The sequence below is a fragment of the Kosakonia arachidis genome (genome assembly GCF_900116535.1).
Classification (GTDB): Bacteria; Pseudomonadota; Gammaproteobacteria; order Enterobacterales; family Enterobacteriaceae; genus Kosakonia; species Kosakonia arachidis.
The window spans coordinates 13,694-35,238 of record NZ_FPAU01000013.1 but is presented as its reverse complement, the minus strand read 5'-3'; the positions used below and the strand labels follow the sequence as shown (position 1 = coordinate 35,238).

Here is a 21,545-nt window from a genome sequence, read left to right as displayed (position 1 = left end):
ACAGAATGAATACATCCATGTATGCGTTAACGCGTTCCGGGCGCGCGTGCCTGATGTTTGCCGTGGCGTTCCTCGCCACTGCAATCGGGTACAGACACAACACCGGAGGTGCCCGATGCTTAAACCGTTTCTGATTGCTGCCCTGGTCTTTATGGCCGGGATGGCCTCTCTTCCCGCCCGTGCGGATGTGAACGGGGATCTGAACGGATTCTTTGGCAGCCTCGGTTACAGCGGCAATGTGACTCAGGCTCAGGCCTGGCAGGGACAGGCGGCGGGTTACTTCACCGGCGGTTCGGTTTACCTGCGCAATCCGGTCAAGAACGTCCAGCTTATATCGATGCAGGTGCCGTCACTGAATGCCGGCTGCGGCGGTATTGATGCCTATCTCGGGGCATTTTCCATGATAAACGGCGAGGAAATTCAGCGCTTCGTTAAACAAATCATGAGTAACGCTACCGGATACGCCTTCGATCTTGCCCTGCAGACGATGGTGCCGGAACTGAAGCAGGCGAAAGACTTCCTGCAGAAACTGGCCAGTGATGTGAACTCAGCAAACATGAGTTCCTGTCAGGCAGCGCAGGGCATCATCGGCGGCCTGTGGCCTGTAACGCAGGTGTCCCAGCAGAAAATCTGTCAGGACATTGCCGGCGAAAGCAATCTCTTCTCGGACTGGGCAGCGTCCCGGCAGGGCTGCACCGTGGGTGGCCAGAGCGACAGCGTGACCAGCCGGGCAGGGGACAGCCAGAAAGACCAGGTGCTGAAAAATAAAAACCTGATCTGGGATGCACTCAGTCGTAACCATCTCTTCGACAGTAACCGGGAACTGAAGGAGCTGGTCATGAGTACCGTCGGCTCCATCATCTTCAACAATGCCGGGCAGGTGACCATTCTGACGCCGCTGGTTGATAACCGTGACCTGATAAAGGTGCTGATGCGGGGCGGTTCAGCGAAAGTGTACGGCTGCGATGAAGCAACGCTGTGCCTTGGTCCGGTGGTGAAGGATGTCACCATCGACGAAGGTAACGGACTGGTCACGCTGGTCAAAAACCTGATGCTGTCCATGCAGTCGAAACTGGTGGATGACACCGCGCTGAACGACCAGGAAAAGGGATTCGTAAACACCACCTCCGTGCCGGTGCTCAAGTACCTCACTAACGCCCAGAGCATGGGGCAGAGCGCCACCTACCTGATTCAGGTCAGTGACTTCATTGCTCAGGACCTGATGATTCAGTACCTGCAGGAACTGGTCAAACAGGCTTCGCTGTCGATGGCCGGTAAAAACTGGCCGGAAGAGGCCGCCTCAAAACTGCGCGATAACGTCATCCATGCCCAGGGGCTTCTGGCCGACATGAAGCTGCAGTCTGCCGCAGACCAGAACGCGCTGGACGGCATCGACCGCAATATGCAGTACCTGCAGCAGCAGGTATCCACGATTGTTTCCGGCTCATACCAGAGCAACTATCACTGGGGGAATCCCTGATGCTTGAAGTCTATACCATTTACGGCGGCGGGATGTGGAAATCGGCCTTTGACGCCGTTGTCGGCATCCTCGGTACCAGCACATGGGGGACACTGTTGCGCATTGTCGGCACCTTCTCCGTGCTGGGTATCGTGGCCTCGTTTGTCAAAAGCAGGAACCCGATGGTGTTTGTGCAGTGGCTGGCGGTGTTTACGCTGATAACCTCAGCCCTCATTGTCCCCAAAAGGTCAGTGCAGATTATCGACATTACGGATCCGGCGACGGTCTGGGTGACTGATAACGTCCCGGTGGGGCTGGCCGGGATTGCTTCCCTGTCGACCAGTATCGGTTTTCATATGGCACAGTTGTATGACTACATGATGGCGCGCCCGGACTCGGTGACCTACACCAAAACCGGGATGCTGTTTGGCTCCGGTATTGTGGCGGAAAGCAGTGACATGCAGACCCAGAACCCGGAGCTGGCGCAGATGCTGCCGGATTATGTCGAAAACTGCGTGATTGGCGACATCCTGTTGAACCACAAGTACACGGTGAACCAGTTGCTCAACACCACCGACCCGCTGGGGCTGATCACCAGTAACCCCAGCCCGTTGCGCGGTATTTTCAAAACGACCAGTGACACGCGCGAATTTCTGACCTGCCAGCAGGCGGCCGCGCAAATCCAGACGCTGGCCGGGCAGGATGCGCAGGTCAGCAGCCCGACGTTTGCCTGGCTGACGCAGAAAATCTTCGGCAACCGCCTGAACGGCGCCACGTTGCTGGCCAACTCAATGGGCGAAAGCTATGGCTTTTTCTATGCCGGTGGAATGAGTGCTGCGCAGATCATGAAAAACAACGTGACCAACAGCGCGATACAGCAGGGCATCCGGGGCTTTGCTGCCCGGTCTTCTGACACGGCCAACCTGTTGAACCTCGCGACCGAGAACGCGGCCACCAAGCAACGTATAAGCTGGGCGGCGGGCAGCACGCTGGCCACCCGGCAACTGCCGTTCCTGCAGTCCCTGATGATGCTGATTCTGGTCTGTCTGTTCCCGCTGGTCATCGCGCTTGCGGCGGCCAACCATGCCATCTTTGGCCTGAACACGCTGAAGATTTATATCTGCGGGTTCCTTTACTTCCAGATGTGGCCAGTGATGTTCGCCATCCTGAACTATGCCGCCACGTTCTGGCTGCAGACAAAAACAGGGGGAACACCCCTTGTGCTGTCCAACAAGGATGCGGTGGCGCTGCAGCATTCGGATGTGGCTAATCTGGCCGGTTACTGCGCCATGTCGATTCCGGTGCTGTCCTTTTTCCTGACCAAAGGTGCAGCGGCAATCGGCTCTCAGGTGGCCGGCAGCGTGATGAGTTCGATGGCGTTCGGCTCAGCTGGCGTGGCCTCCACCACAGCCGATGGTAACTGGTCGTTTAACAATATGTCGATGGATAACGTCAACCAGAACAAGATGGACACTAACCTGATGCAGCGGCAGGGGCAGCAGACGTGGCAGGCCGATAACGGCTCCAGCCATACCGTGACCGCCAGTGGCCAGAATGTGATTGATGGCTCTGGCGCGATGTCGAACCTGCCGGTGAATATGCGTCTCAGCCAGCTGGCCAGCAGCGGATTCCAGGAACAGGCCCGGTTGTCGCAGGTGCAGGCGCAATCATCGCTGGATGGCTATAACCACAGCGTCACCAGTGGCTGGAGTCAGTTGCAGCAGGTCGCCAGCCAGAGCGGCAGTACCGACAGCCTGAGTCAGGGTTCGGATGACGGGAATTGATACGGATAAACTTCGGGCAGAGCAGGCTGAACGCCTGGCGGCCATCAGTGACGGACTCCTTGCGCCCGGAGAGACCCTGTCCCTCAAGGCAGCCCGTAGCCGCTGGTATGAACGCTGCCGGAACCAAACCATCCTGACGCGCAGAACGCGCGCTATCGAAGGCAAGCAACGCAGGAAGCTGGCAGAACTCCCCTTCGATGAGCGCAAGCGCCAGATTTCCGAAGGACTGATGCGCAGCCTGAAGGGCGATGTGGGACACATGACGTCACACCAGTTCGAGAAAATGGTCTGGGCGCAGCTTTACCAGCTTGAACTGGTGAATCTCGAGCCACCGGGAACCCCTCCCCCTCACTAGGCAGCCGTTTTTTTAACCATCCGCTTAACTGCGGAGGCTTTCGCACGTCTGTCATAAATCAATGGTTAAATTTGCAGCAACTCAATGCTACTCCTTCCCCCGCATGTGGCTGAAGAGGGCTACACCCGCAGCCGTTTTCACTCTTTCCACAGTTAACCGCAAACGGACAAACCCGGTTATCAGCAACCATCCTCTGATAACGCGCAAAATATTCAGGACTTCGTCCTTACCTGTCTTCATAAATGATCAACCTTATTCACCGGATAAAATCAGTAGATAACGGGGAAAACCAGAAGAGGCCTTCGCTTGCAGCAGCCTGACGGCTGCGCCGCTCAGAGATTTGCTTCCCCCCACCGCCAGCGGCGGGTCCCTGTCACGCTGAAACCCGTCAACAGAACCGCCATTAAGCCCTGAAAAGCCGCGCCGCCCCGGGCCAAAGGCCCGGAACAGTGCCGCTTTTAAAGAGGATGATGTAACTAAGGTTTTGAGTCGCGGTAAGTTCTGTCGCTGAAAGACCTGCGTGACACGCTCGTAAGCGCCCTTCGGGACGCTAACGCGGAGATACACCCCGTCTTCGGCAAAACCTCGACGTGACTACTCCGACCGCGCACATAACGTACTGCGTCGCTGAACGCGGGTTATGGCTTAGCAGCAGCTACCGTGTTAAATCAAGCAATTTCGTCTGTATCACCGCAGAAACGCCTCCGTAGCTTGCCTGCGGCTGCGCACTCGCAGTACCGCGCGGCAGGCCACAAGTGTCCAGCCGTCCCCGGCCGCAAGCGTCCGGCGCTAACTGCGCCCCCTCGGGGAGGCTTGGTAAGAACAAAATTGTCTGAAAGTTAGTTGATGTCTTGCAGGCGAGGGATGAGATAGGTGAAAACTATCAAAACGGACCGGCTTCGCCGGGTATCGGCGATTCAGCTATTTACTCCTATTTAACACCAGAGCATCGCCTTTTATGCCCTTCGGGCATGAATGACTGGCTGCGCACTGCTCGTTCGGTGCATCCGGGCACAGAAGCGGAAAGAGTTCGGACGCCAGCCCTTTACGGCGTCGTCTGCGTTTTACGCCCAGTCCATTAAGGTGGTAAATACGGTATACCCGCTTGTGATTGACGTGAAGGCCCTCCCTACGCAGCAACTGCCAGATGCGCCGATAACCAAAACGTCTGCGTTCAAGCGCCAGCTCAGTAATACGCCCTGATAAATGTGCATCAGCAGCCAGACGCTGAGCATCATAACGGCAGGTTGACAGGGACAAACCTGTAAGCCGGCAGGCACGACGTTGCGACAGACCGGTCGCATCACACATCAACACCACGGCTTCCCGCTTCGGGCCTGTCGTCAGTACTTTTGCCCCAGAGCCACCTGAAGCGCCTCCTTATCCAGCATGGCTTCGGCAAGCAGCTTCTTGAGCCTGGCGTTCTCTTCCTCAAGCGACTTCAGGCGCTTAACCTCGCGCAACTCCATACCGCCATACTTCTTACGCCAGGTGTAAAAGGTGGCGTCGGAAATGGCGTGCTTACGGCAGAGCTCACGGGCAGGAATCCCGGCTTCAGCCTCGCGGAGGATACTGATGATCTGTTCGTCGGAAAAACGCTTCTTCATGGGGATGTCCTCATGTGGCTTATGAAGACATTACTAACATCGCGGTGTATTAATCAACGGGGGGCAGGTCACCGCATCAAAACGGCTCTGATATCCAGCATCAAGCTCAGTTCTCGCAAGTTCGGTGCGCTTAGTGGTCAACGAATTGCTGGCCGCTAGTCTCATCGCTTTATCTAGCAAATCCACTGCGACCAAACGCTCGCGCTCGGCGAGATTTGAAATAACCACTGCAGTGCCCTGAGTTGCTTAACGCGCTTTTCAAGTTGCAGGCGTTGTCCATCTTGCTGCAATTGTGTCAAACTAACTTTCTCAGCAATTAAGTCGGCAACACGTTTTTCTATTGCTTGATCAATCAGAGCCCAATTGAATGCGGGCATAGAACCAACGGCAGCACACGCCTCAAAAGCAGTTGCGAAGGCCTGCTGTGCAACCATATTGGCAGCATTTCTCGCTGCAACAGCCAATTCTTTGGCCTTAAACAGCTCCCCGGCTTTTCCGTCTGCAAGGCCTTCCCTCAATATCCTCATGGCCTGCTTTGAATCGTCACGGATAATCTAGACACTTCCAAGCCGTTGGTAATATTGATTTTCATATTCCATCGGTGGCATCTGATCACTCGAACCATGCCAACGCTAAATGTTATAAAACATTTCGATGTAATCAAACATATCGCTGAAGGCTTCTTCCCGCGTTCCGTAGATCTTTTTCTTTGTCCGCTTGAGTTTCAGCTAAAGAAATGTGGATTGAACATAATGATGGCATTTATATTGCTGAAGCAGTAATAACAAAAATGCATAGAGAAAATGAAGGAGCATGCCATGTATATGAAGGCTGCAGGATTCCCCTGCTATCTAACATAGTAAGCCAGAAAGTTCAGATGCATAAAATCCATGAATAGGTGAGGAGTAATCCCCACCTTAAATATTATGGATTGATAATGGCGGTCAATAAAGTTGCTCTGTAGATACCAGGCGTTGCAAGTTGGTCACGGAAAACTCTAATCGAACCTTGCATTTTTTCCCCCGTTAAGAGATCCTGAGTATTATATATAGCACCATTAACCTCAATCGGAGTTGCTGGTTTATCAAAGTCCAAGAAAACGTGAAGGGGCGCCGCATCATCAGATACACCAAGATTTTTGAGATGAGCGACCGTCCCCGCTCCTGAATCAACAACCATATATGGAGCATCAGCGTCCCACGCAATACCTAATTTGACTACGGATGCACCACTATCAGAAACAGGGGATAAGTTAAAAGTAGCTAGCCTGAAGTTTTCTTTAACTTCTCCAGCAACTAAGTTAGGGGTGGTAATATAATTAAACAAAATTGATTGAGATGGAGCTTGAAATGAAAAGTCAATATCATGAGTAGCTCTACCGCTTAAACTTTCTGCGGAAGCAGTTTCATTAAAAAAAACAAATAAAAAACAGGCAAATGTAATAGTCTTCGCAAATTTCATGTTCATAAATACCTCACGGATATAAAGTTTGTCTTGATAAAATACAATATTACAACGTTAGCTAAGGCAGAATAGCTACAGCATGTAAACTCAGCCTCCATTTGTCTGATGTTATATTCTGGTTTCCATCAACTTTTATACGAAAAGCAGCACTATTTTGGTCAGTGAGGATAATAATACCGCGTTGCTGTGTATCCTCCATAGCACCTTCACTTTCCATTCGTATGTATAACTTATTATTTGTGTTATTTACCCCACTTAACATATATCCACCAGGCCTGTTAGTTTTGTCCGCATCAGCGCCAAGAATAAACCCTGCATGAGAGTCAGAATAAGTAATCCTACCTTGTCCCAGTAATGTACCATCTGAAATACTTCCAGCTTTCTGTAACGCCAACATATTAAAATCAATTGTCGGCATTGTAACCTCTGATGCAATGGCCTGACGCACAGAAGAAAGCATGATAACTGCCATTAAAAATACAAATGGTGAAAAAATTTTAGTTTTCATCTCAGAAGATACCTTAATATTATCACCTACATAAAACAGTAACTTGTTGCAGACCAGTTGCTTTACCTGAAGAAGGCAGGGTGTAAGCAGCTTTACAATTACCGTTATTCCATTTGACAGAGAGCTCCCCGCTATCAGGTAACCCGGTCAGATAAGCTTCACCATCTCTGCCTACAATTCCGGCATTCCCATCCTTACCAACGACAGAGACCACCCCCCCCAAAGGAACCACTTCACCATGATAAGTAATTTTAAACAGACCCTTTGCGCCTACACGTGTATTGAATTTAGCTGGAATTACCGCCCCTTCTGTTGGTACCACTTTCACATCAGTCTGTGTTATCTCTGCGTCAGATGATATATTAAGAGGATCTATACTTATTAAATTTTCTTGGTACGGAACAAGGTTTGTATTAATAGCATATCCACGGAAATCTGTTTTTACTCCATTCATTCCCATAACCGATACACCTCTCGCACCTGGCGCCTCAACCACTGATACGGCATCATTAATGCTCTGTCCCAAAACCAAGCCATTTTTATATAGAAGTGCCCCACCATTCACATTCGCGGAAGTTTGGCGCATGCTGTTACTGTAGAAGTGGCTGATTCCAACCTGTCCGTAACTTCCATTCCAACCCGTGTTCACAAAACTTGTATCAGAACCTGCCCCTTGCTTGTCTCTGTGGCTCTGTCTTATATCCCAATTAAAGCGGTTGTTCAGAGACGATCCGCTCAGACCTGCAGTATAGGTATTTCTGTTTTCAGATTCAGAAGTCATCTGGAACGAAGCCCTAGTATTATCGCCCCCCCATCCTCCTAATGGGAAACTAAACCACATTCCGAAAAGGCGATCGCGCGAAGTACTTGAACGACAACTATTATAGTGGTTCTCATTAAAATTAAATGATGTTTGAGCCTTATTAAATATTGTAAAGCCGTAACCAAGCCCTACGCTATAATTGTTTCCGGCGCAATCCCAGTAATCATTAGCACTCAGGTTTAAACTCAGTGTTCCCAGCTTGCCCATCGTCTGCTGAATTGACATTCTTCCTTGTGATTTGATTCGATCCTGAATTCCAGAATACCAGTTGTTGGATGAGTCTAAATCCTTACCATAGCTCGCCATGACCTGCTCTAGTGAGTTAAAACCACGGGTCGCATATCTATAGGCAGCTAAAGTAAAATTGGTTTCTGTTGAAACCATATATTTACTATACCGTGCTCTCATCGCAACACCTTCTTCAGTATCAGATTGTTTTCTTTTAGCATGAGAGCCGGTGATATCCGTTGAAAGTGCACCGAATGACCCCATAGAAATGCCCATACCTAGCGAGGAAGAATAGTAATGATCAGCGTATTGCATACCTCCATAAAGCGTTAAATCCCAAGGAAGTCCATACATCAACGTGCCCTGAAACATGATGCTCTTATCTGTATCTAAGCCAGAATTACGGTATTGCCCAGCCATGAAATTATATTTCATATAGTTTTCTTTAAGTGCTATAGCTGGCGTCTGATAAGGTACAGTAAAGAATTGAGGCGAGCCGTCCGTTTCAAGAACCGTAACCTGCAAATCACCACCTGAATCACCTGAAGTGCTGAAATCAGTTAAAGAAAAAGGACCTGGTGGTACTATCGTGCTATAAATAGTATATCCACGCTGTTTGACTTCTACCCGTGCCTGAGTTCTGGCTATCCCTGTAATCACCGGTGAGTAACTTCTTAACTGATAAGGAGTCATATTCTCATTCGTGCCTAACATAATCCCACGGAATGAGATCGAATCGAAAACATCTCCGGGCGTATATCGATCACCCAGCACTAAAGAACTCTTTATGTCATACAGACCTCGTTCAAGATATGTATAGGGTGTTTCCCATCCTGAGTGACCGGAAGAATTAGTTTGCCAGTTAGTCTGGCTTCTCATGCGCCATGATCCAATATTAATACCAGGATTAAGCTGTACATATGTGCTGTCAGTCTTTTGTTTATTCCCATCTTGATAGGATGATTCTGAATGCGTCGTATTTGCACTGTAATTCATTAGAAACGCTGGAACACCATCATCCCATAATGCTCTTGGAGCAATCCCTGTTATAATTGCTGACATCCGAGATTGAGGAATACTAAGTAATAACTGTTGATTATAAAAATCAAAGTTAAATCTTGCATCGACAATCGAAAATAAATCAACGCAGCTATTATTGAGCTTTATATCAGGTTTTGATTGCGTATCTACGCCATAGCGGTACAAATCTTCAAGAGACAGGCATGGATATAATAGTGTCTCATCCCCATGTTGTCTGAGAGAAAAATTTATATCGCGGTTATCGACCCTGTTACCGTTAATATAAACATCGACCGTATACATGCCAGGCTGTTGTAGCCCTAGGTTAAATACGCTGAAGTCAACATTCGGATCTGAGATTCCTGCCATTTTAGGATCAAATTTATATGATTCTGCATAACTAGGCGAACACAAAATATATGCAATGATACCCACAGCATATTTTTTTTGGGTAATAACTCTATTCATTTGCTGTTATCCAGTGGCAATAATCTTAAAGCATTAATGTAAAGAGGGCGAAACCGTAGCACTAACCCCACCAAGATCATTGATAGAAGTGAATTTAATTTCTCTAGATGATCCAGTACCTGCAGGTAGAGTATATTTTTTGGAACCAAAGGGTGGTATATATTCTGGTTCAGTAATATTACTACTTCCAACGGAAAGCATTTTCAGGTTGATATAATAACCTGTTGGATTATCAGCAATGATTTCTTTCCCACTGATTTTCCATGTTACTTTCGATGGTGCTTCATCAGCACGACCTTTTATGCCAGCAGGGCGAACTAAAATTTTAATGCATTGCTTGAGTTTGACTCTGATATCCAAAAAAGCCTTGTTATCCCGAACTTCTTTTTTACTCCCTTCATCCCACTGATCCCCTTTTTCGGGTGGAATACCTGTTACGCAAAACCAATTCAGTGATTCACGGTCAGCTGGGAATGAACTGGATGTATGGATAATACGAACGCGACTATTTTGATTACCATCCAGACGAAACAATGGAGGTACAACAGTAAAATTTCCCTTGTCCTTTGAATCTTCAGTGAAGGTTTCGCTCATTGCCAAAACAGGATAGTCGTTTGGGTTATTAATACCAACACTGGCTCCGGATGACTCAGGGTCATAAATAATACGTGTGGTACTAATACCTACAGAATATGATGTGGTTTTTTGTTCAATCTTAGTCTTACCCGCTTGTTTTTGTTCAGGTTGTTCAGCATAAGCAAAAGATATGAAAAACATGGCATTAATGAGAATGCATGCGATTGAATAACGTTGAAAAGTCAGAAACATAATAGCTAACCTTCTCTCATTATCGATGATTAGAGTTTTAAGTATGGGGTATGCCTTTTGGCTTCGAGTCATCGTTACCTCTGTCTGCTATCCAGGGAGCCGAAATGCGTATCGCTTGGTCAAGGGTTAGTGCAGGCCAGGTGTAAAAGTGATACTTGAATCTACATCACTGTGATTAACAGGCGGTATATAATTCATTAAAAAACACATCTATAGAATAAAAAACCATTTATTACCAAAAATAAGAATTAATAGTTGTTTTGAGTATCTAGAATTTCTAGGGAGTTTTATCGAAGTTGTACGTGCGTTTTCCAAGATCAGTATCGGCTATCGGCTAGGAAGATAATCCGTCTATCATAAAATGCGTTTTACTTATCACATACTGCGTTTTGACCAAGTTACGTGAGACAAACTTAACCGATCCGTTCTGATGCCACAGAATCTCATTCTCATATAGCAGATGCTCCGATACGGCTCTTGTTAGGAATGAAATGTAAAACCATTATAACTTTCTAATTTGCAATCTTTGTTAAGTACTCGTGAAGTAATATCTCATAATATAGAATAGCGCTTCAGCAACGCGGGTTCGATACAGAAAGGATAAATACGACAATAGATATGAATGAGGGATTTTCTTCTAGAGAAGAAAAACATGGAAAGACATTTCGATTTAACGGTACCAATAAATAGATTCTGGTTGGATTTATAGGCTCACATAATGAGTAAAAATAATATATTTCAGAGGACAGCTAGCATTTTATAATACAGATGGCATCGATAGAGGATTCATATTTCCATCAAGAATGTCTTCAGGACCCTCTAACGCTTATCAATATTTGACGTTGTTCCTTTTGTGTCTTTACATGTCGATAGAATAAGATTCATCTGTACTTGTAAAAATACTATCGCATCTCTGATAACATGTTATTTATTTGCTATGAAATGTAAATTGAAGCGTGAAGACATCTCCTCTTTTTCTTAACCAAGAGTGTAAGTATTAATCTCACTTGAGCCCAGTTTTCTGGTGAGATTACATTTAAGAAATGAAACCTTTTTATATGGAATATTCATTATTTTTGCCGTCTCCTTTAAACTCAGACCGTCCTGTTGACAAACAACAATTTCAAGCTCTCTAGGAGAACATTTTAAATCTCTGGCATATGAAAGAATGCTTGACGCAATAGGGCTTAATAATGTTATTTCGTTTACGTAAAAAGTAGAAAAAGTAATTCCCAAATATTGAGTTATTACACTTAATGGTTCTTGCTGCAACATTATTACTGATGGTTTACGGTTACTTATTGCTTTAATTACTAATGGATTAGTATATCTGGTTATTACAACTATTCTAATATTTTCGTGATTTTCCTGAATTTGCGTAATAAATTTAAGACCTTCATACAATGTCTCATCAGAAGTATCAAGATCCATTATAACTATACGATGTTCACTATCATCCGAAAAATAAAAAGAATCATAGAATGAAGTTTTAATTGAACACATAATGCGATGCCCAGGCAGAAGGGATGCAAGATTGTGCTCCACTAAAAACTTAATGCCAAGATTGAAATATACATTACTACTAACAATAGAAACATTAATTTTATTCATATGTATTCTTTCTCAGACTGTCCTGATTTTCCCGATTACATTCTATGTATGAGCAGAGCAGGTGCTCAGACTGTAAATTGTAGGAGAAGAGACCATACCACACAACAATACCTTTAAAACTATCAGAAAATTAGAATATTAAACCACCTAATTAATATTATTAGTTTATAAAACTATTTAATTGAATTTCACGATTTTGGAAAATAATAAAAAAAATTTTTGGAGTGCACGGTAAGGTATTTCCATAAAATAATATTGATTTTTTTTCTGAAATTTTAACATGTGAAATATGATGCTTGAAAAATAAAAATCATCTAAGTAATATGTCTTTTGATTTAATACCCCCTCGTTACACATTGTTATCTATAAACAACCTGAAAATGATAGCAGGAAATAAAATATGAAAATCACCATCAATGATATCGCTATCCTTGATACCAAACATTGCACCCTGTACTTAAAAGATTCTCGCGAAATTTTCGTTGAGTTATCAGAAACAGCAACATTTTTGTTTAAAATACTTTTATTACGGAACAAAGAAGTCATTTTGCGAGACGATCTCTTAAAAACAGTCTGGGAAGACCGGGGGTACCGCACATCTAATTCAAGTCTTAACAATAATGTGCATGCTATAAGAAAATCCTATTCCGATATCACTGGAGATGGATTGCAGCTTAGAACAATACCTAAGGTTGGTTTTGAGATGTTTTGTGACAGTGTCAGTATTGATGAAAGTGTTGTGGAACTGTATGAACATGCTGTTGAAGGCGTATCAAAAAAAAGAATACGAAGACTGGCTTATCTTTTTTCATTTTTAATAGTATTTCTTTTTTCTGCACTTATATATTATTTAATTACTCCTTCTAATTATATTAAAGATAAAGATAACCCATTACTTTTGAGCCAGGTAAGTCAGTGTTCTTTGTATTTATTAAACACTTATAATTATGATAAAAATTTCTCAACTGATATTTCAGAATTTAAAAAAAATTTAAATGTGAAAGAATGTTCTGACAGAAAAATTGACTTTTTTTATGAAAAAGACGTAATGAATCCCAAAAATTTATTTTATGTGAGATGTGAGAAATCAGCATCAGGCTACTCTGAGTGCAGCACAACAAAGAACGTTTTTATTGACAATTAAGGATTTACTATGCAAACCCACAACAAAATAATAGCCACTTTGTCTATAGGCATGATGTCGGTAGCCTTTTTTTTGATTTACATGAGCCAATTTAAAACAGATCGTTTTTTTACCTGCAAGTCAGGCGTAAATTATACGGTAAAATTCAGTAATAACTCTTATTACCTGAAAGCTGCGTATGCAATTATCATTGATGATATGAAATATTCGACCCTGACCATTAACGGGAAGCTACAATATGGAGATACAACTACGGTACTCAACCGTTCATATATAATGAATATGACTAATGCAAAGGGGAATTATTTTAAAGTAGTTATAACATCGCAGGATATAAACGATACCGATACCACAGATGACACTGTTTTTTTGAAATTTTTCATGCCACAGAAAGTTGGCGTTCCATTCTACATGCAGATATCAAACATTAAGGAAAATATTTTCATCTTAAGAGGCCTCTCTGCACCATATCTTGCCTGCCTGTCATATTGAACCAAGATGCATCAACATTTTTAGCTGAACAGCATTAAGCCCCTAGATTCAGGGGCTTAACACATATAATCAATGAGTTATCAGACCCTCATGAACATCCACTACATTTTATTTGCCGTTGCTTACGCTGGCTGTAGTTTACTTATTAAAATGTACCTTTGAAAAAGTAGAGATGAGTTGATACACTTGGAAAGGACAGGTGGACACAGATTTCACACAGTGAACAGGCAGTTTCTGACCGTTGGTAAGAACTTCAGCAAGCCATGAGCTGGGAGCACGATGACAACCTTTCACGACGATAAGCACAGTTTCCCATCATCTCATCAGGTACCTATCTATGATGGCGCTGATTTCCCTGCACATCTGGTGAGTGACACCGTCACCTCTTTAAATCCTGCTCTTGCCTACCTTCTGTCGCTGAACTCGGCGCGAAGCCGCCGGACCATGGTCTCCGTCCTCAATATTGTGGCGCGCGTTCTCGGTGCCAGCGATCTGAGCGACTGCAACTGGGCGGTCCTGCGCCGACATCATGTGCTTGCCTTAACTGAAATGCTCCGCGATGCCGGGCTCGCGGTTGCCACGGTCAATACCTATCTGTCGGCACTACGTGGCGTGGCGATGGAGGCCTGGATGCTGAAGCTCATGCACGTCGAGGATTATCAGCATATACGTGCGGTTCGCTCGGTCCGCGGCAGTACACTGCCTCGTGGGCGGGCACTTTCACGGGAAGAAATCAGGGAATTATTTATGGTCTGTGGCGCTGACCGTAGCAGTAAGGGGCCACGTGACGCAGCGCTGCTGGCTGTGCTTCTCGGTTGCGGCCTGCGCCGGTCGGAGGCCGTAGCACTCAACTATGAGAATATTTTGACCGGCGACCGGGCACTGAAGGTTCTGGGAAAAGGGAACAAAGAACGGATGGCCTATATACCAGCCGGTACCTGGCAGCGGCTGGAGCTGTGGACCGATCAGGTACGCGGTGAGCACCCAGGCCCTCTGTTCACGCGCATCCGACGCCACGATGTGGTGACGGATGACCGTCTCACAGACCAGGCGGTGTACCATATCCTGCAGGAGCGCCAGCGCGAGGCAGGACTTGAAAAATGCGCACCACACGACCTGAGAAGAACCTTTGCGACGGCCATGCTGGACAACGGCGAGGATTTGATTACTCTGAAGGATGCAATGGGTCATGCCAGCGTCACCACCACACAGAAATATGATCGACGTGGTGAGGATAAACTACGTCGGGCAAGAGACAGATTGATCATTTCATGATGAAACCACGTAATAAATCCTTAAAGGGAAAACTATCTCAGGCGCGAACAAGTCTCCCCCTTCGTAAACAGGAATAAGTTAGCGAGTGTATATGGCTGCATCTATAATGATCTCATAGGAGTCAGCACGAATTTCTGTTCCTGGAATAACAAACACTGTTGTTTCAAAGTTGTTTACGCCCTCTTTTGTAACATAATATGTATCGCTCTCCTCCCTTTGCGGTATAAGTCCTTCAGTATCAAACGCAAGAGATAACTCATTTTTAGAGTTGTTTATTCCATATATTTTCTTTGCACTAGTTGTGATTCCTGGAAGTGTTGGACTCCAACGAACACCAATCTGAGATAATTGTGTAGCATTCAATTCTATGTATGCTACCGGATATCTATCAGCAAATATACCAGTATGAAGATTATCCAGGGTTTTAAGAATAAACGACAATGGGGCAGAGGGGACAGAAAAAGCCAAGTCAATATCGATTTTTTGATTTTCCTCCACTGCCTCTGAATATGAAAATGAAGAAAATGTAAGAGTAACCAGTGTAAAAATGATTCTAGAGTAAATTTTTTTCATTTCACTCCTCCGCAATTTAAACGCATCTTAGTTATCGATATTGGTGAATAAAAACACCTGTTACATTCAATCTAAACATATAACACATTGATCCATCAGCAATAAATACCGAAATCATTCAACACATAGAAGATAACCTTTTATAAAGTAAAAAACTAAATGGATTTTCTTTTTAATGCCTACTAATATACGACATAACATCCACATATAATATGCTGTGTAAAATAAATAACTGGATCAAGTCACTTCATTTGTGTTAATTTCGATCGATAATCAATGATGCAAAACTGTTTATCATCATCGGTTGCGAGAAAAGATATCCTTGCATATAATCAATATTTTCATGACAAAGGTATGAATACTGATGAGCATATTCAACCCCCTCTGCAATTGTTAAACATCCAACATCCCTTGCGAGGCTAACAATACTTTTAATTATATATTGTGAGTTTATTTTCTCACCTATGCCATTTACAAAAAACTTATCAATCTTCAAATAATCCGGGTTGAAAATTTCAATATAATAATAGTTGGAATAACCTGTACCAAAATCATCAAGTGATATCTGTACCTTATTATTTTGCAATGCCTTAATCACTAATTCAAAACTCCCCAAATCAGGAATTTTGTCCCTTTCAGTGATCTCAAGCACAATCAGTGGTTCAATATCATCAAGAGTCTCGAGAAATTTAGCACAACTTCGTAACAAATTTTTATTGTTTAAGTTTTTTGGGCTAATGTTAAAACAAAATTTCATTTTCCTTGGTAACGTATCACTATGAGATTTTAACGAGTTACCTACATATTCAAATATATAATCTGTTATTTCATTAATAGCACTGCTCTTTTCAACGTATGGAATAAAAAGCTCAGGTGAAATATATCCAAAATCAGGATGCAGCCATCTTAGCAAAACTTCACCACCTACAACACATTTTGAATGTGATTCAACAATAGGCTGTATATATGGAATCAGCTGCTTATCCCGAAATGCTTTACGCAGTGATGATGGTGTTATATAAAAATCTCTCAAACTAGCCTCAACACAAAGTGATGATTGTGTCATGTTTAAGCTCATTCAATTTTACATGCTGATATTTTGCTTAGACATTTATCAATACCAAGCAATGCGTATTTGCGTTTGAAAATCATTCGCGGAAACATGTCGCTAGCATTGCGCAGTAGTGAATACTACTGCGCAATAGCACTTACTTATGGAATATAAACCGCAGCATCCAGACTAATAGGATAAGTATCTGCAGCGATATTCTGGTTACCCTGTGTGAGGATTTGTGCATTCAATGTATTGACTGTAGGAGTCGTAACATAATACGGGCCACCTGCCGGAGAAGCAACATCTGAACCAGCGACTCCGGTGAACGAAATAATCGCTTTTAATTGGTTAGTTGCAGAAGTATCACCTAATACAACAGCCTGACGAGAGCTTTCAACCACTTGGTTAGCGATTCCCGGCGTCCAACGGAGACCAATGTGATTAAGATCAGTTGAAGCTGTCTGTGTTACGGTAATATTAGCAAGCTGCGCGCCGTTTTGAAATGCACCAGCAGTCAAACCCGCAACAGGGTTAATTACAAGGTTTAATGCACTCGTTGGTTGACTAAAAGTAAGCGTTGAAGTTTGGGTAACTTGCTCAATAAACGCAGCAGAGGCGGAAGAAGCCATACCGAGCGTAATAAAACCCATAGCAATTGACAGCAGCTTCTTTTGCATTTTTAACTCCTTAATTTTCGGATAATTACTCTGTAATCATAAATTCTTTACAGAAAGTCATGAATTTAAGGAAACAGATATCTAAATATGGCCACTCATTGAAGCCCAGCATCTGCCTCCTCACTTATAATTTTATTCTCACGTCTAATTCATCAGTAGATAATGCTTCAGTTATTGAATATATAAAATTATTTACCACTTAAAATAAAATATTAGATTTTATACTATCACAACATATGATTAGCAGCACTTTATGCTGAAACAATCATGCCTCCGTGAGCTATTTCGCGAAACTGAGCACAGGAATAACATGCAAGATCTTGAGCTTTCAACGCAGGTTCGCTGGAAAAACGGGATGTGCTGAACAGCACCCGTGCGGCATTTCTGTAAGCACTTCGCGTAATAATTTCATTCACATTCAGAACCCTTCATACATATTGATTTCCGGGGCCTGATCGGTTCTTACGATCGCCGGTTAGCTTTGAGACAGCGCAATTTGGACAGCCCCCCTCGGTAGAAGATCCCGCCCTATAGTTTGAGCATAGGGGGAGTATATGGGCACACCACGATTTACACCGGAATTTAAAGAAGAAGCCGTCCGTCAAATCACGGAGCGAGGTTATTCCGTTGCCGAAGTTTCCGATCGTCTGGGCGTTTCTGCACACAGTCTTTTCAAGTGGCTGCGGGCCATCAAATCCGATAACAGTGAACAACATGCCAGGGATTTACTGGAAGCCAAAAGTGAGATCCGGAAGCTCAGGGCACAGCTGAAACGCACTGAAGAAGAACGGGATATCCTGGAAAAGGGCGCGTAGTACTTTGCAAGGGAGCCCGACTGAAACCGCTTTATCAATGAACACCTTGCTGTATGGGGTGTCATGACAATGTGTCGTGTCCTGAATGTCGCCAGGGTTGGATTCTATGCGTAGCTGCATAATCCGGTTTCTGCACGAGATAAAGACAATTAACGCCTGCTGACGCTCATCCGAGACTCCTGTTCACTGAGTGGTAGCGTATATGGTTATCGTCGGGTACATGGTGTTCTGAGCGAAATCGGTGAAACCTGAGGTAAAAATCGTATAGGTCGGATTATGCAACTGAACCGGATTAAAGCGGTGCGTGGCCCGCAGGATAGCTGGCAGACCTTCTGTTTTTGCCCCTAAGCGCGTTCAGAATGAATTTACCGTGGTAAAGCCCAATCAGGTCTGGGTAACCGATATCACCTACATCCGTACCTGGCAAGGCTGGCTGTCTCTGGCAGTCGTCATCGGTCTCTTCGCCCGGAATGTGGTTGGCTGGTCAATGAAACCCACTCTCTCACGCGAACTCACGCTGGATGCGCTCATGTGGCCGTGGGGCGACGAAAACCGGACGGCGAGATTATCGTGCATTCGGACCGCAGTCAGTACGGCAGCGACGACTGGCAGCGCTTCTGTAGAGCCAATAACCTGGCCACGAGCATGAGCTTGCGTGGCAACTGCTGGGATAATGCGGTGGCCGAATCGTTCTTCAATTCGCTGAAAAAAGAACGCATCAGGAAGAGAATATACAAAACCCGGGATCTGACCCGAGCCGATATCTTCGATTATATTGAAGTGCTCTACAACTGAGCATGGTGCCACAGTCATCTCGGCGGTGTCAGTCCGGAGGCCTTCGAATAGGCCTCGTCGTGAGGACAGAATTTGTCTATTGTCGTGGGGTCAGTCCAACTAACATCACTGTGTGTCAATTAACGGGAAAGCAGGTCACGAGCTCCTTCGCTAGCAGATTGAATATGCCGGAAGGTCTCTGAAAGTGGATGGCAGGATTATGCGCTATACATTACAAGAATGTCGTTACGGAACATTTTCAACAATCAGTATTATCAATTCATTACAAGTGTTTGCATTATCAGTCGCAATGCAGTCAACAGAGTCGTCTATATATCATTTCACATATCGATCGCCTAATAACTTATCAAACTATATTAAGCATCAGAAAACGCATGGATCACTTTTAGAATAAAAATCTAAGTAAAATTATTTAAGTGGTTTTTTTTATTGTTATACGTGCATGCATTTAATTATTTTGTTTTTATTCGATACAAATAATAAAAATACTAACGTAGGAAATTCTGCTTATGAAAAAATTCGTTTAAGCCCCTATGTTTAGTAACAATTAAGTCTAACGAACACTATATAAGTGTGTCGTGCTAAAGGAATTGAAATGGAAAAAAGAAGTAAGGTCGTGTTATTTTTTATGTCCTGTTTAGCACTAGGAATGGCGTTTTCAGCATCATCTACTGCTTTTAACAGACAAATTACTGAAACTGCGACTATTAGTTTCATTCAACCTACTGGTTCGCTGCGTTTAATTATTGTCCCTAAGCCAAATCTTATTGCAGGGGTATATGAAAAGGATTATAAAGTTGCTGATTTTACTCTTGAAAGTTTAAAAGGAGCAGTGTATTTAGCTGTACGCTGGAGTTTGACTGGGAATCAAGGAAATTTCGATCTAAACCATACCCTTGCTACTATTTACGGGAAAAACAACCCGGAAAACCAGATTCATTTGAAGTTTCGTTTCCAAAATATAACAGGAGTTGGATCTGTTTATCCTGATAATTGGTATGTTATAAATTCCACTCAAACCAGAGCTGAAGCAAGCATTTATACAAGCCGAGACCATACTATCAATGCAGATGATTATGTTATGACATTAGATGCCGCAATTTATACTCCATAATCTCATTTGTAATATGCAGGAATAATAATATGTCCACGTAAGTTGAAGGTTAAAATATACCTGCCTCATAGAAGCATCAAGCATCATAATTACATTATACGGCCATAGCGCAGCAGCATGTGATTATCATTGACCATACTTCTGGCACCACCCAGGGTGCCAGAGACACATATCTGTTAAGTTGATAAATCGAGCTTTGACAGAGTCTGACCCAGACCCGAAATCCTGCACCATTCAGAAACAGAATGCCGGCATGATTTACCTTGACTCCGAATATGATCCAGCCGTAATCAGGAATAACCGGCTTCAGTCTGGCTGCATATTCTGGCAACCGGCAGACTTCTCAGCAAATTCAGATGGCGTCATCCAGCCCAGTGCAGAATGGGGACGTCGCTGATTATAGTGTATGCGCCAGGCCTCGATTTTGCACCGCGCATCCTCCAGGGACATGAACCCGTTCTCATTCAGGCACTCCTGGCGCAGTCGGCCGTTGAACGACTCCACCGTGGCATTGTCTGTCAGTGTTCCCTGCCGGGAAAAGTCTATACGGATCCCCCGTTCATACACCCACTTGTCCAGCATCTTTCCTGCAAATTCAGACCCGTCATCGGTTTTCAGCAACTGTGGTAAGGGGCGTATGAGTGCAATACTGTTCAGCATCTCCGCCACTTCCGTTGAGCGCAGATTCTGGCCCACACAGATCCCCAGGCATTCACGTGTGAACAAATCAATTATCGTCAGCAGGCGTAACCGCCTTCCGTCAAACAGCGCATCGGGGACAAAGTCCATGCCCCAGACATGGTTCGGATACCGCGCCTGAGGCTGTGGCTGTCGCCGCTGTGCCGATTTATTGCGGTGGGGACGTTTGAGACGCAGGGACAGGCCCTGCTCGCTGTAGAGACGGTAAATGCGTTTATGGTTATCCCGCCAGCCCTCCCGCCTGAGCAGGATGTAAACCCGCCGGTAACCGTAATGCACGCGGGTTTCCGTGATCTCGCGGATACGCAGGCGCAGCGCACTGTCATCGGCCGCCACAGAGCGGTAACGGAACGAACTGAGGCTGACCTGCAGCGCAAAACAGACCTGCCGTTCGCTGGCCCCGTAACGCGCCTGCAGCTCCCGGACCCATTCACGCAGCCGTGCCAGCGTCAGGTCTTTTTTGCCAGCACATCCTGCAGCATGGCCTTGTCGAGGCTCAGATCGGCCACCAGTTTCTTCAGCCGCAGGTTTTCCTCTTCCAGCTGACGCATGTGCTTCAGTTCTGAGGGCGAAATCCCGCCGTATTTCTTGCACCATGTATAGAACGTGGCATCGGAAATGCCCAGCTTGCGGCAGACCTCCGACACGGATGTCCCCAGTTCGGCCTGCTTCAGGGCAAAGACAATCTGCTCTTCGGTGAATCGTGATTTTTTCATCGGCACCACCTCCGTTCAGGGAGTGTAGATCATGCC

General features: G+C 44.9%; 16 protein-coding genes and 4 pseudogenes. 8 read left to right on the top strand and 12 right to left on the bottom strand.

Features of this window, described 5'->3' with window-relative positions; genetic code table 11:
- Positions 1-115 precede the first annotated feature (115 nt).
- The 3 genes and pseudogenes from traH (at position 116) to repA (ending at position 3,598) form a co-directional block, all read left to right on the top strand.
- A complete protein-coding gene (traH, locus tag BM427_RS24160; RefSeq protein ID WP_090126972.1) occupies positions 116-1,480 on the top strand; it encodes a conjugal transfer pilus assembly protein TraH in 1,365 nt (454 codons plus the stop codon).
- Positions 1,480-3,234, top strand: a pseudogene (gene traG / locus BM427_RS24155) (conjugal transfer mating-pair stabilization protein TraG); the annotation flags it as partial. The gene traH and the pseudogene traG, both read left to right, overlap by 1 nt.
- 4 nt (positions 3,235-3,238) lie before the next feature.
- Positions 3,239-3,598 carry a plasmid replication initiator RepA gene (gene repA, locus BM427_RS24150; protein ID WP_280116117.1) on the top strand — a complete coding sequence of 120 codons (360 nt, stop codon included), beginning with the start codon at positions 3,239-3,241 and terminating at the stop codon, positions 3,596-3,598.
- 996 nt (positions 3,599-4,594) lie between these two features.
- On the opposite strand, the pseudogene BM427_RS24140 reads toward repA, so the two are convergent.
- The 8 genes and pseudogenes from BM427_RS24140 to BM427_RS24105 all read right to left on the bottom strand — a co-directional run.
- Positions 4,595-5,205 (bottom strand): annotated as a pseudogene (locus BM427_RS24140) (transposase); the annotation flags it as partial.
- Positions 5,206-5,378: 173 nt separating this feature from the next.
- Positions 5,379-5,732 (bottom strand): hypothetical protein, encoded by a 354-nt coding sequence (locus BM427_RS24130; protein WP_175539150.1) that lies wholly within the window; start codon positions 5,730-5,732, stop codon positions 5,379-5,381.
- 27 nt (positions 5,733-5,759) lie between these two features.
- Positions 5,760-5,933: pseudogene (locus BM427_RS25600) on the bottom strand (IS3 family transposase); the annotation flags it as partial.
- A 196-nt stretch (positions 5,934-6,129) separates the two neighbouring features.
- Entirely contained in the window at positions 6,130-6,666 is a 537-nt protein-coding gene (locus tag BM427_RS24125; RefSeq protein ID WP_139234463.1) for a hypothetical protein, read from the bottom strand.
- A 61-nt stretch (positions 6,667-6,727) separates the two neighbouring features.
- Positions 6,728-7,177: an AfaD family invasin gene (gene afaD / locus BM427_RS24120; protein WP_090126966.1), complete on the bottom strand. Its 450-nt coding sequence runs from the start codon at positions 7,175-7,177 to the stop codon at positions 6,728-6,730.
- Positions 7,178-7,199: 22 nt separating this feature from the next.
- Positions 7,200-9,716, bottom strand: coding sequence for a fimbria/pilus outer membrane usher protein (locus tag BM427_RS24115; protein WP_090126964.1), 2,517 nt, complete (start codon positions 9,714-9,716; stop codon positions 7,200-7,202).
- 33 nt (positions 9,717-9,749) lie between these two features.
- Positions 9,750-10,544, bottom strand: a complete 795-nt coding sequence (locus BM427_RS24110) for a fimbrial biogenesis chaperone (protein ID WP_167518494.1) — start codon at positions 10,542-10,544, stop codon at positions 9,750-9,752.
- Between the two features lie 978 nt (positions 10,545-11,522).
- Positions 11,523-12,155 (bottom strand): helix-turn-helix domain-containing protein, encoded by a 633-nt coding sequence (locus BM427_RS24105; protein ID WP_090126959.1) that lies wholly within the window; start codon positions 12,153-12,155, stop codon positions 11,523-11,525.
- 400 nt (positions 12,156-12,555) lie between these two features.
- Between BM427_RS24105 and BM427_RS24100 the strand changes: the two genes are divergently transcribed.
- The 3 genes from BM427_RS24100 (at position 12,556) to BM427_RS24090 (ending at position 15,066) form a co-directional block, all read left to right on the top strand.
- Positions 12,556-13,299: a winged helix-turn-helix domain-containing protein gene (locus tag BM427_RS24100; RefSeq protein WP_090126957.1), complete on the top strand. Its 744-nt coding sequence runs from the start codon at positions 12,556-12,558 to the stop codon at positions 13,297-13,299.
- Positions 13,300-13,308: 9 nt separating this feature from the next.
- Positions 13,309-13,791: a FidL-like protein gene (locus tag BM427_RS24095; RefSeq protein ID WP_090126955.1), complete on the top strand. Its 483-nt coding sequence runs from the start codon at positions 13,309-13,311 to the stop codon at positions 13,789-13,791.
- Positions 13,792-14,070: 279 nt separating this feature from the next.
- The gene (locus BM427_RS24090) at positions 14,071-15,066 is read left to right on the top strand and encodes a tyrosine-type recombinase/integrase (RefSeq protein ID WP_090126953.1); all 996 of its coding nucleotides are present in this window, start codon (positions 14,071-14,073) and stop codon (positions 15,064-15,066) included.
- Positions 15,067-15,144: 78 nt separating this feature from the next.
- Here the strand turns inward: BM427_RS24090 and BM427_RS24085 are convergent, their stop codons facing one another.
- The 3 genes from BM427_RS24085 to BM427_RS24075 form a co-directional block, all read right to left on the bottom strand.
- Positions 15,145-15,639: a hypothetical protein gene (locus BM427_RS24085; protein ID WP_090126951.1), complete on the bottom strand. Its 495-nt coding sequence runs from the start codon at positions 15,637-15,639 to the stop codon at positions 15,145-15,147.
- Positions 15,640-15,895: 256 nt separating this feature from the next.
- Positions 15,896-16,705, bottom strand: a complete 810-nt coding sequence (locus BM427_RS24080) for an EAL domain-containing protein (RefSeq protein ID WP_167518495.1) — start codon at positions 16,703-16,705, stop codon at positions 15,896-15,898.
- 146 nt (positions 16,706-16,851) lie between these two features.
- Complete coding sequence (locus BM427_RS24075; protein ID WP_090126947.1) at positions 16,852-17,370, bottom strand: hypothetical protein; 519 nt, start codon at positions 17,368-17,370, stop codon at positions 16,852-16,854.
- 554 nt (positions 17,371-17,924) lie between these two features.
- Here BM427_RS24075 and BM427_RS24070 point away from each other — a divergent pair.
- Positions 17,925-18,977 (top strand): annotated as a pseudogene (locus BM427_RS24070) (IS3 family transposase); the annotation flags it as partial.
- Between the two features lie 598 nt (positions 18,978-19,575).
- On the top strand, positions 19,576-20,094 hold the full coding sequence (locus tag BM427_RS24065) for a hypothetical protein (RefSeq protein WP_090126945.1): 519 nt from the start codon (positions 19,576-19,578) through the stop codon (positions 20,092-20,094).
- A gap of 306 nt (positions 20,095-20,400) precedes the next feature.
- Here the strand turns inward: BM427_RS24065 and BM427_RS24060 are convergent.
- Positions 20,401-21,509, bottom strand: a protein-coding gene (locus BM427_RS24060; protein ID WP_425280046.1) for an IS3 family transposase whose coding sequence is annotated in 2 segments (ribosomal slippage) — positions 20,401-21,248 and positions 21,248-21,509 — 1,110 coding nt in all. Because the reading frame shifts where the segments join, the coding sequence is not laid out codon by codon here.
- Between the last annotated feature and the right edge of the window lie 36 nt (positions 21,510-21,545).

What these genes read in the sequence shown, in the direction of transcription:
- traH (WP_090126972.1), top strand. Translation starts at nt 116, where the DNA reads ATGCTTAAACCGTTTCTGATTGCTGCCCTGGTCTTTATGGCCGGGATG.
- BM427_RS24130 (WP_175539150.1), bottom strand. Translation starts at nt 5,732, where the DNA reads ATGAGGATATTGAGGGAAGGCCTTGCAGACGGAAAAGCCGGGGAGCTG.
- BM427_RS24125 (WP_139234463.1), bottom strand. Translation starts at nt 6,666, where the DNA reads ATGAAATTTGCGAAGACTATTACATTTGCCTGTTTTTTATTTGTTTTT.
- afaD (WP_090126966.1), bottom strand. Translation starts at nt 7,177, where the DNA reads ATGAAAACTAAAATTTTTTCACCATTTGTATTTTTAATGGCAGTTATC.
- BM427_RS24115 (WP_090126964.1), bottom strand. Translation starts at nt 9,716, where the DNA reads ATGAATAGAGTTATTACCCAAAAAAAATATGCTGTGGGTATCATTGCA.
- BM427_RS24110 (WP_167518494.1), bottom strand. Translation starts at nt 10,544, where the DNA reads ATGTTTCTGACTTTTCAACGTTATTCAATCGCATGCATTCTCATTAAT.
- BM427_RS24105 (WP_090126959.1), bottom strand. Translation starts at nt 12,155, where the DNA reads ATGAATAAAATTAATGTTTCTATTGTTAGTAGTAATGTATATTTCAAT.
- BM427_RS24100 (WP_090126957.1), top strand. Translation starts at nt 12,556, where the DNA reads ATGAAAATCACCATCAATGATATCGCTATCCTTGATACCAAACATTGC.
- BM427_RS24095 (WP_090126955.1), top strand. Translation starts at nt 13,309, where the DNA reads ATGCAAACCCACAACAAAATAATAGCCACTTTGTCTATAGGCATGATG.
- BM427_RS24090 (WP_090126953.1), top strand. Translation starts at nt 14,071, where the DNA reads ATGACAACCTTTCACGACGATAAGCACAGTTTCCCATCATCTCATCAG.
- BM427_RS24085 (WP_090126951.1), bottom strand. Translation starts at nt 15,639, where the DNA reads ATGAAAAAAATTTACTCTAGAATCATTTTTACACTGGTTACTCTTACA.
- BM427_RS24080 (WP_167518495.1), bottom strand. Translation starts at nt 16,705, where the DNA reads ATGACACAATCATCACTTTGTGTTGAGGCTAGTTTGAGAGATTTTTAT.
- BM427_RS24075 (WP_090126947.1), bottom strand. Translation starts at nt 17,370, where the DNA reads ATGCAAAAGAAGCTGCTGTCAATTGCTATGGGTTTTATTACGCTCGGT.
- BM427_RS24065 (WP_090126945.1), top strand. Translation starts at nt 19,576, where the DNA reads ATGGAAAAAAGAAGTAAGGTCGTGTTATTTTTTATGTCCTGTTTAGCA.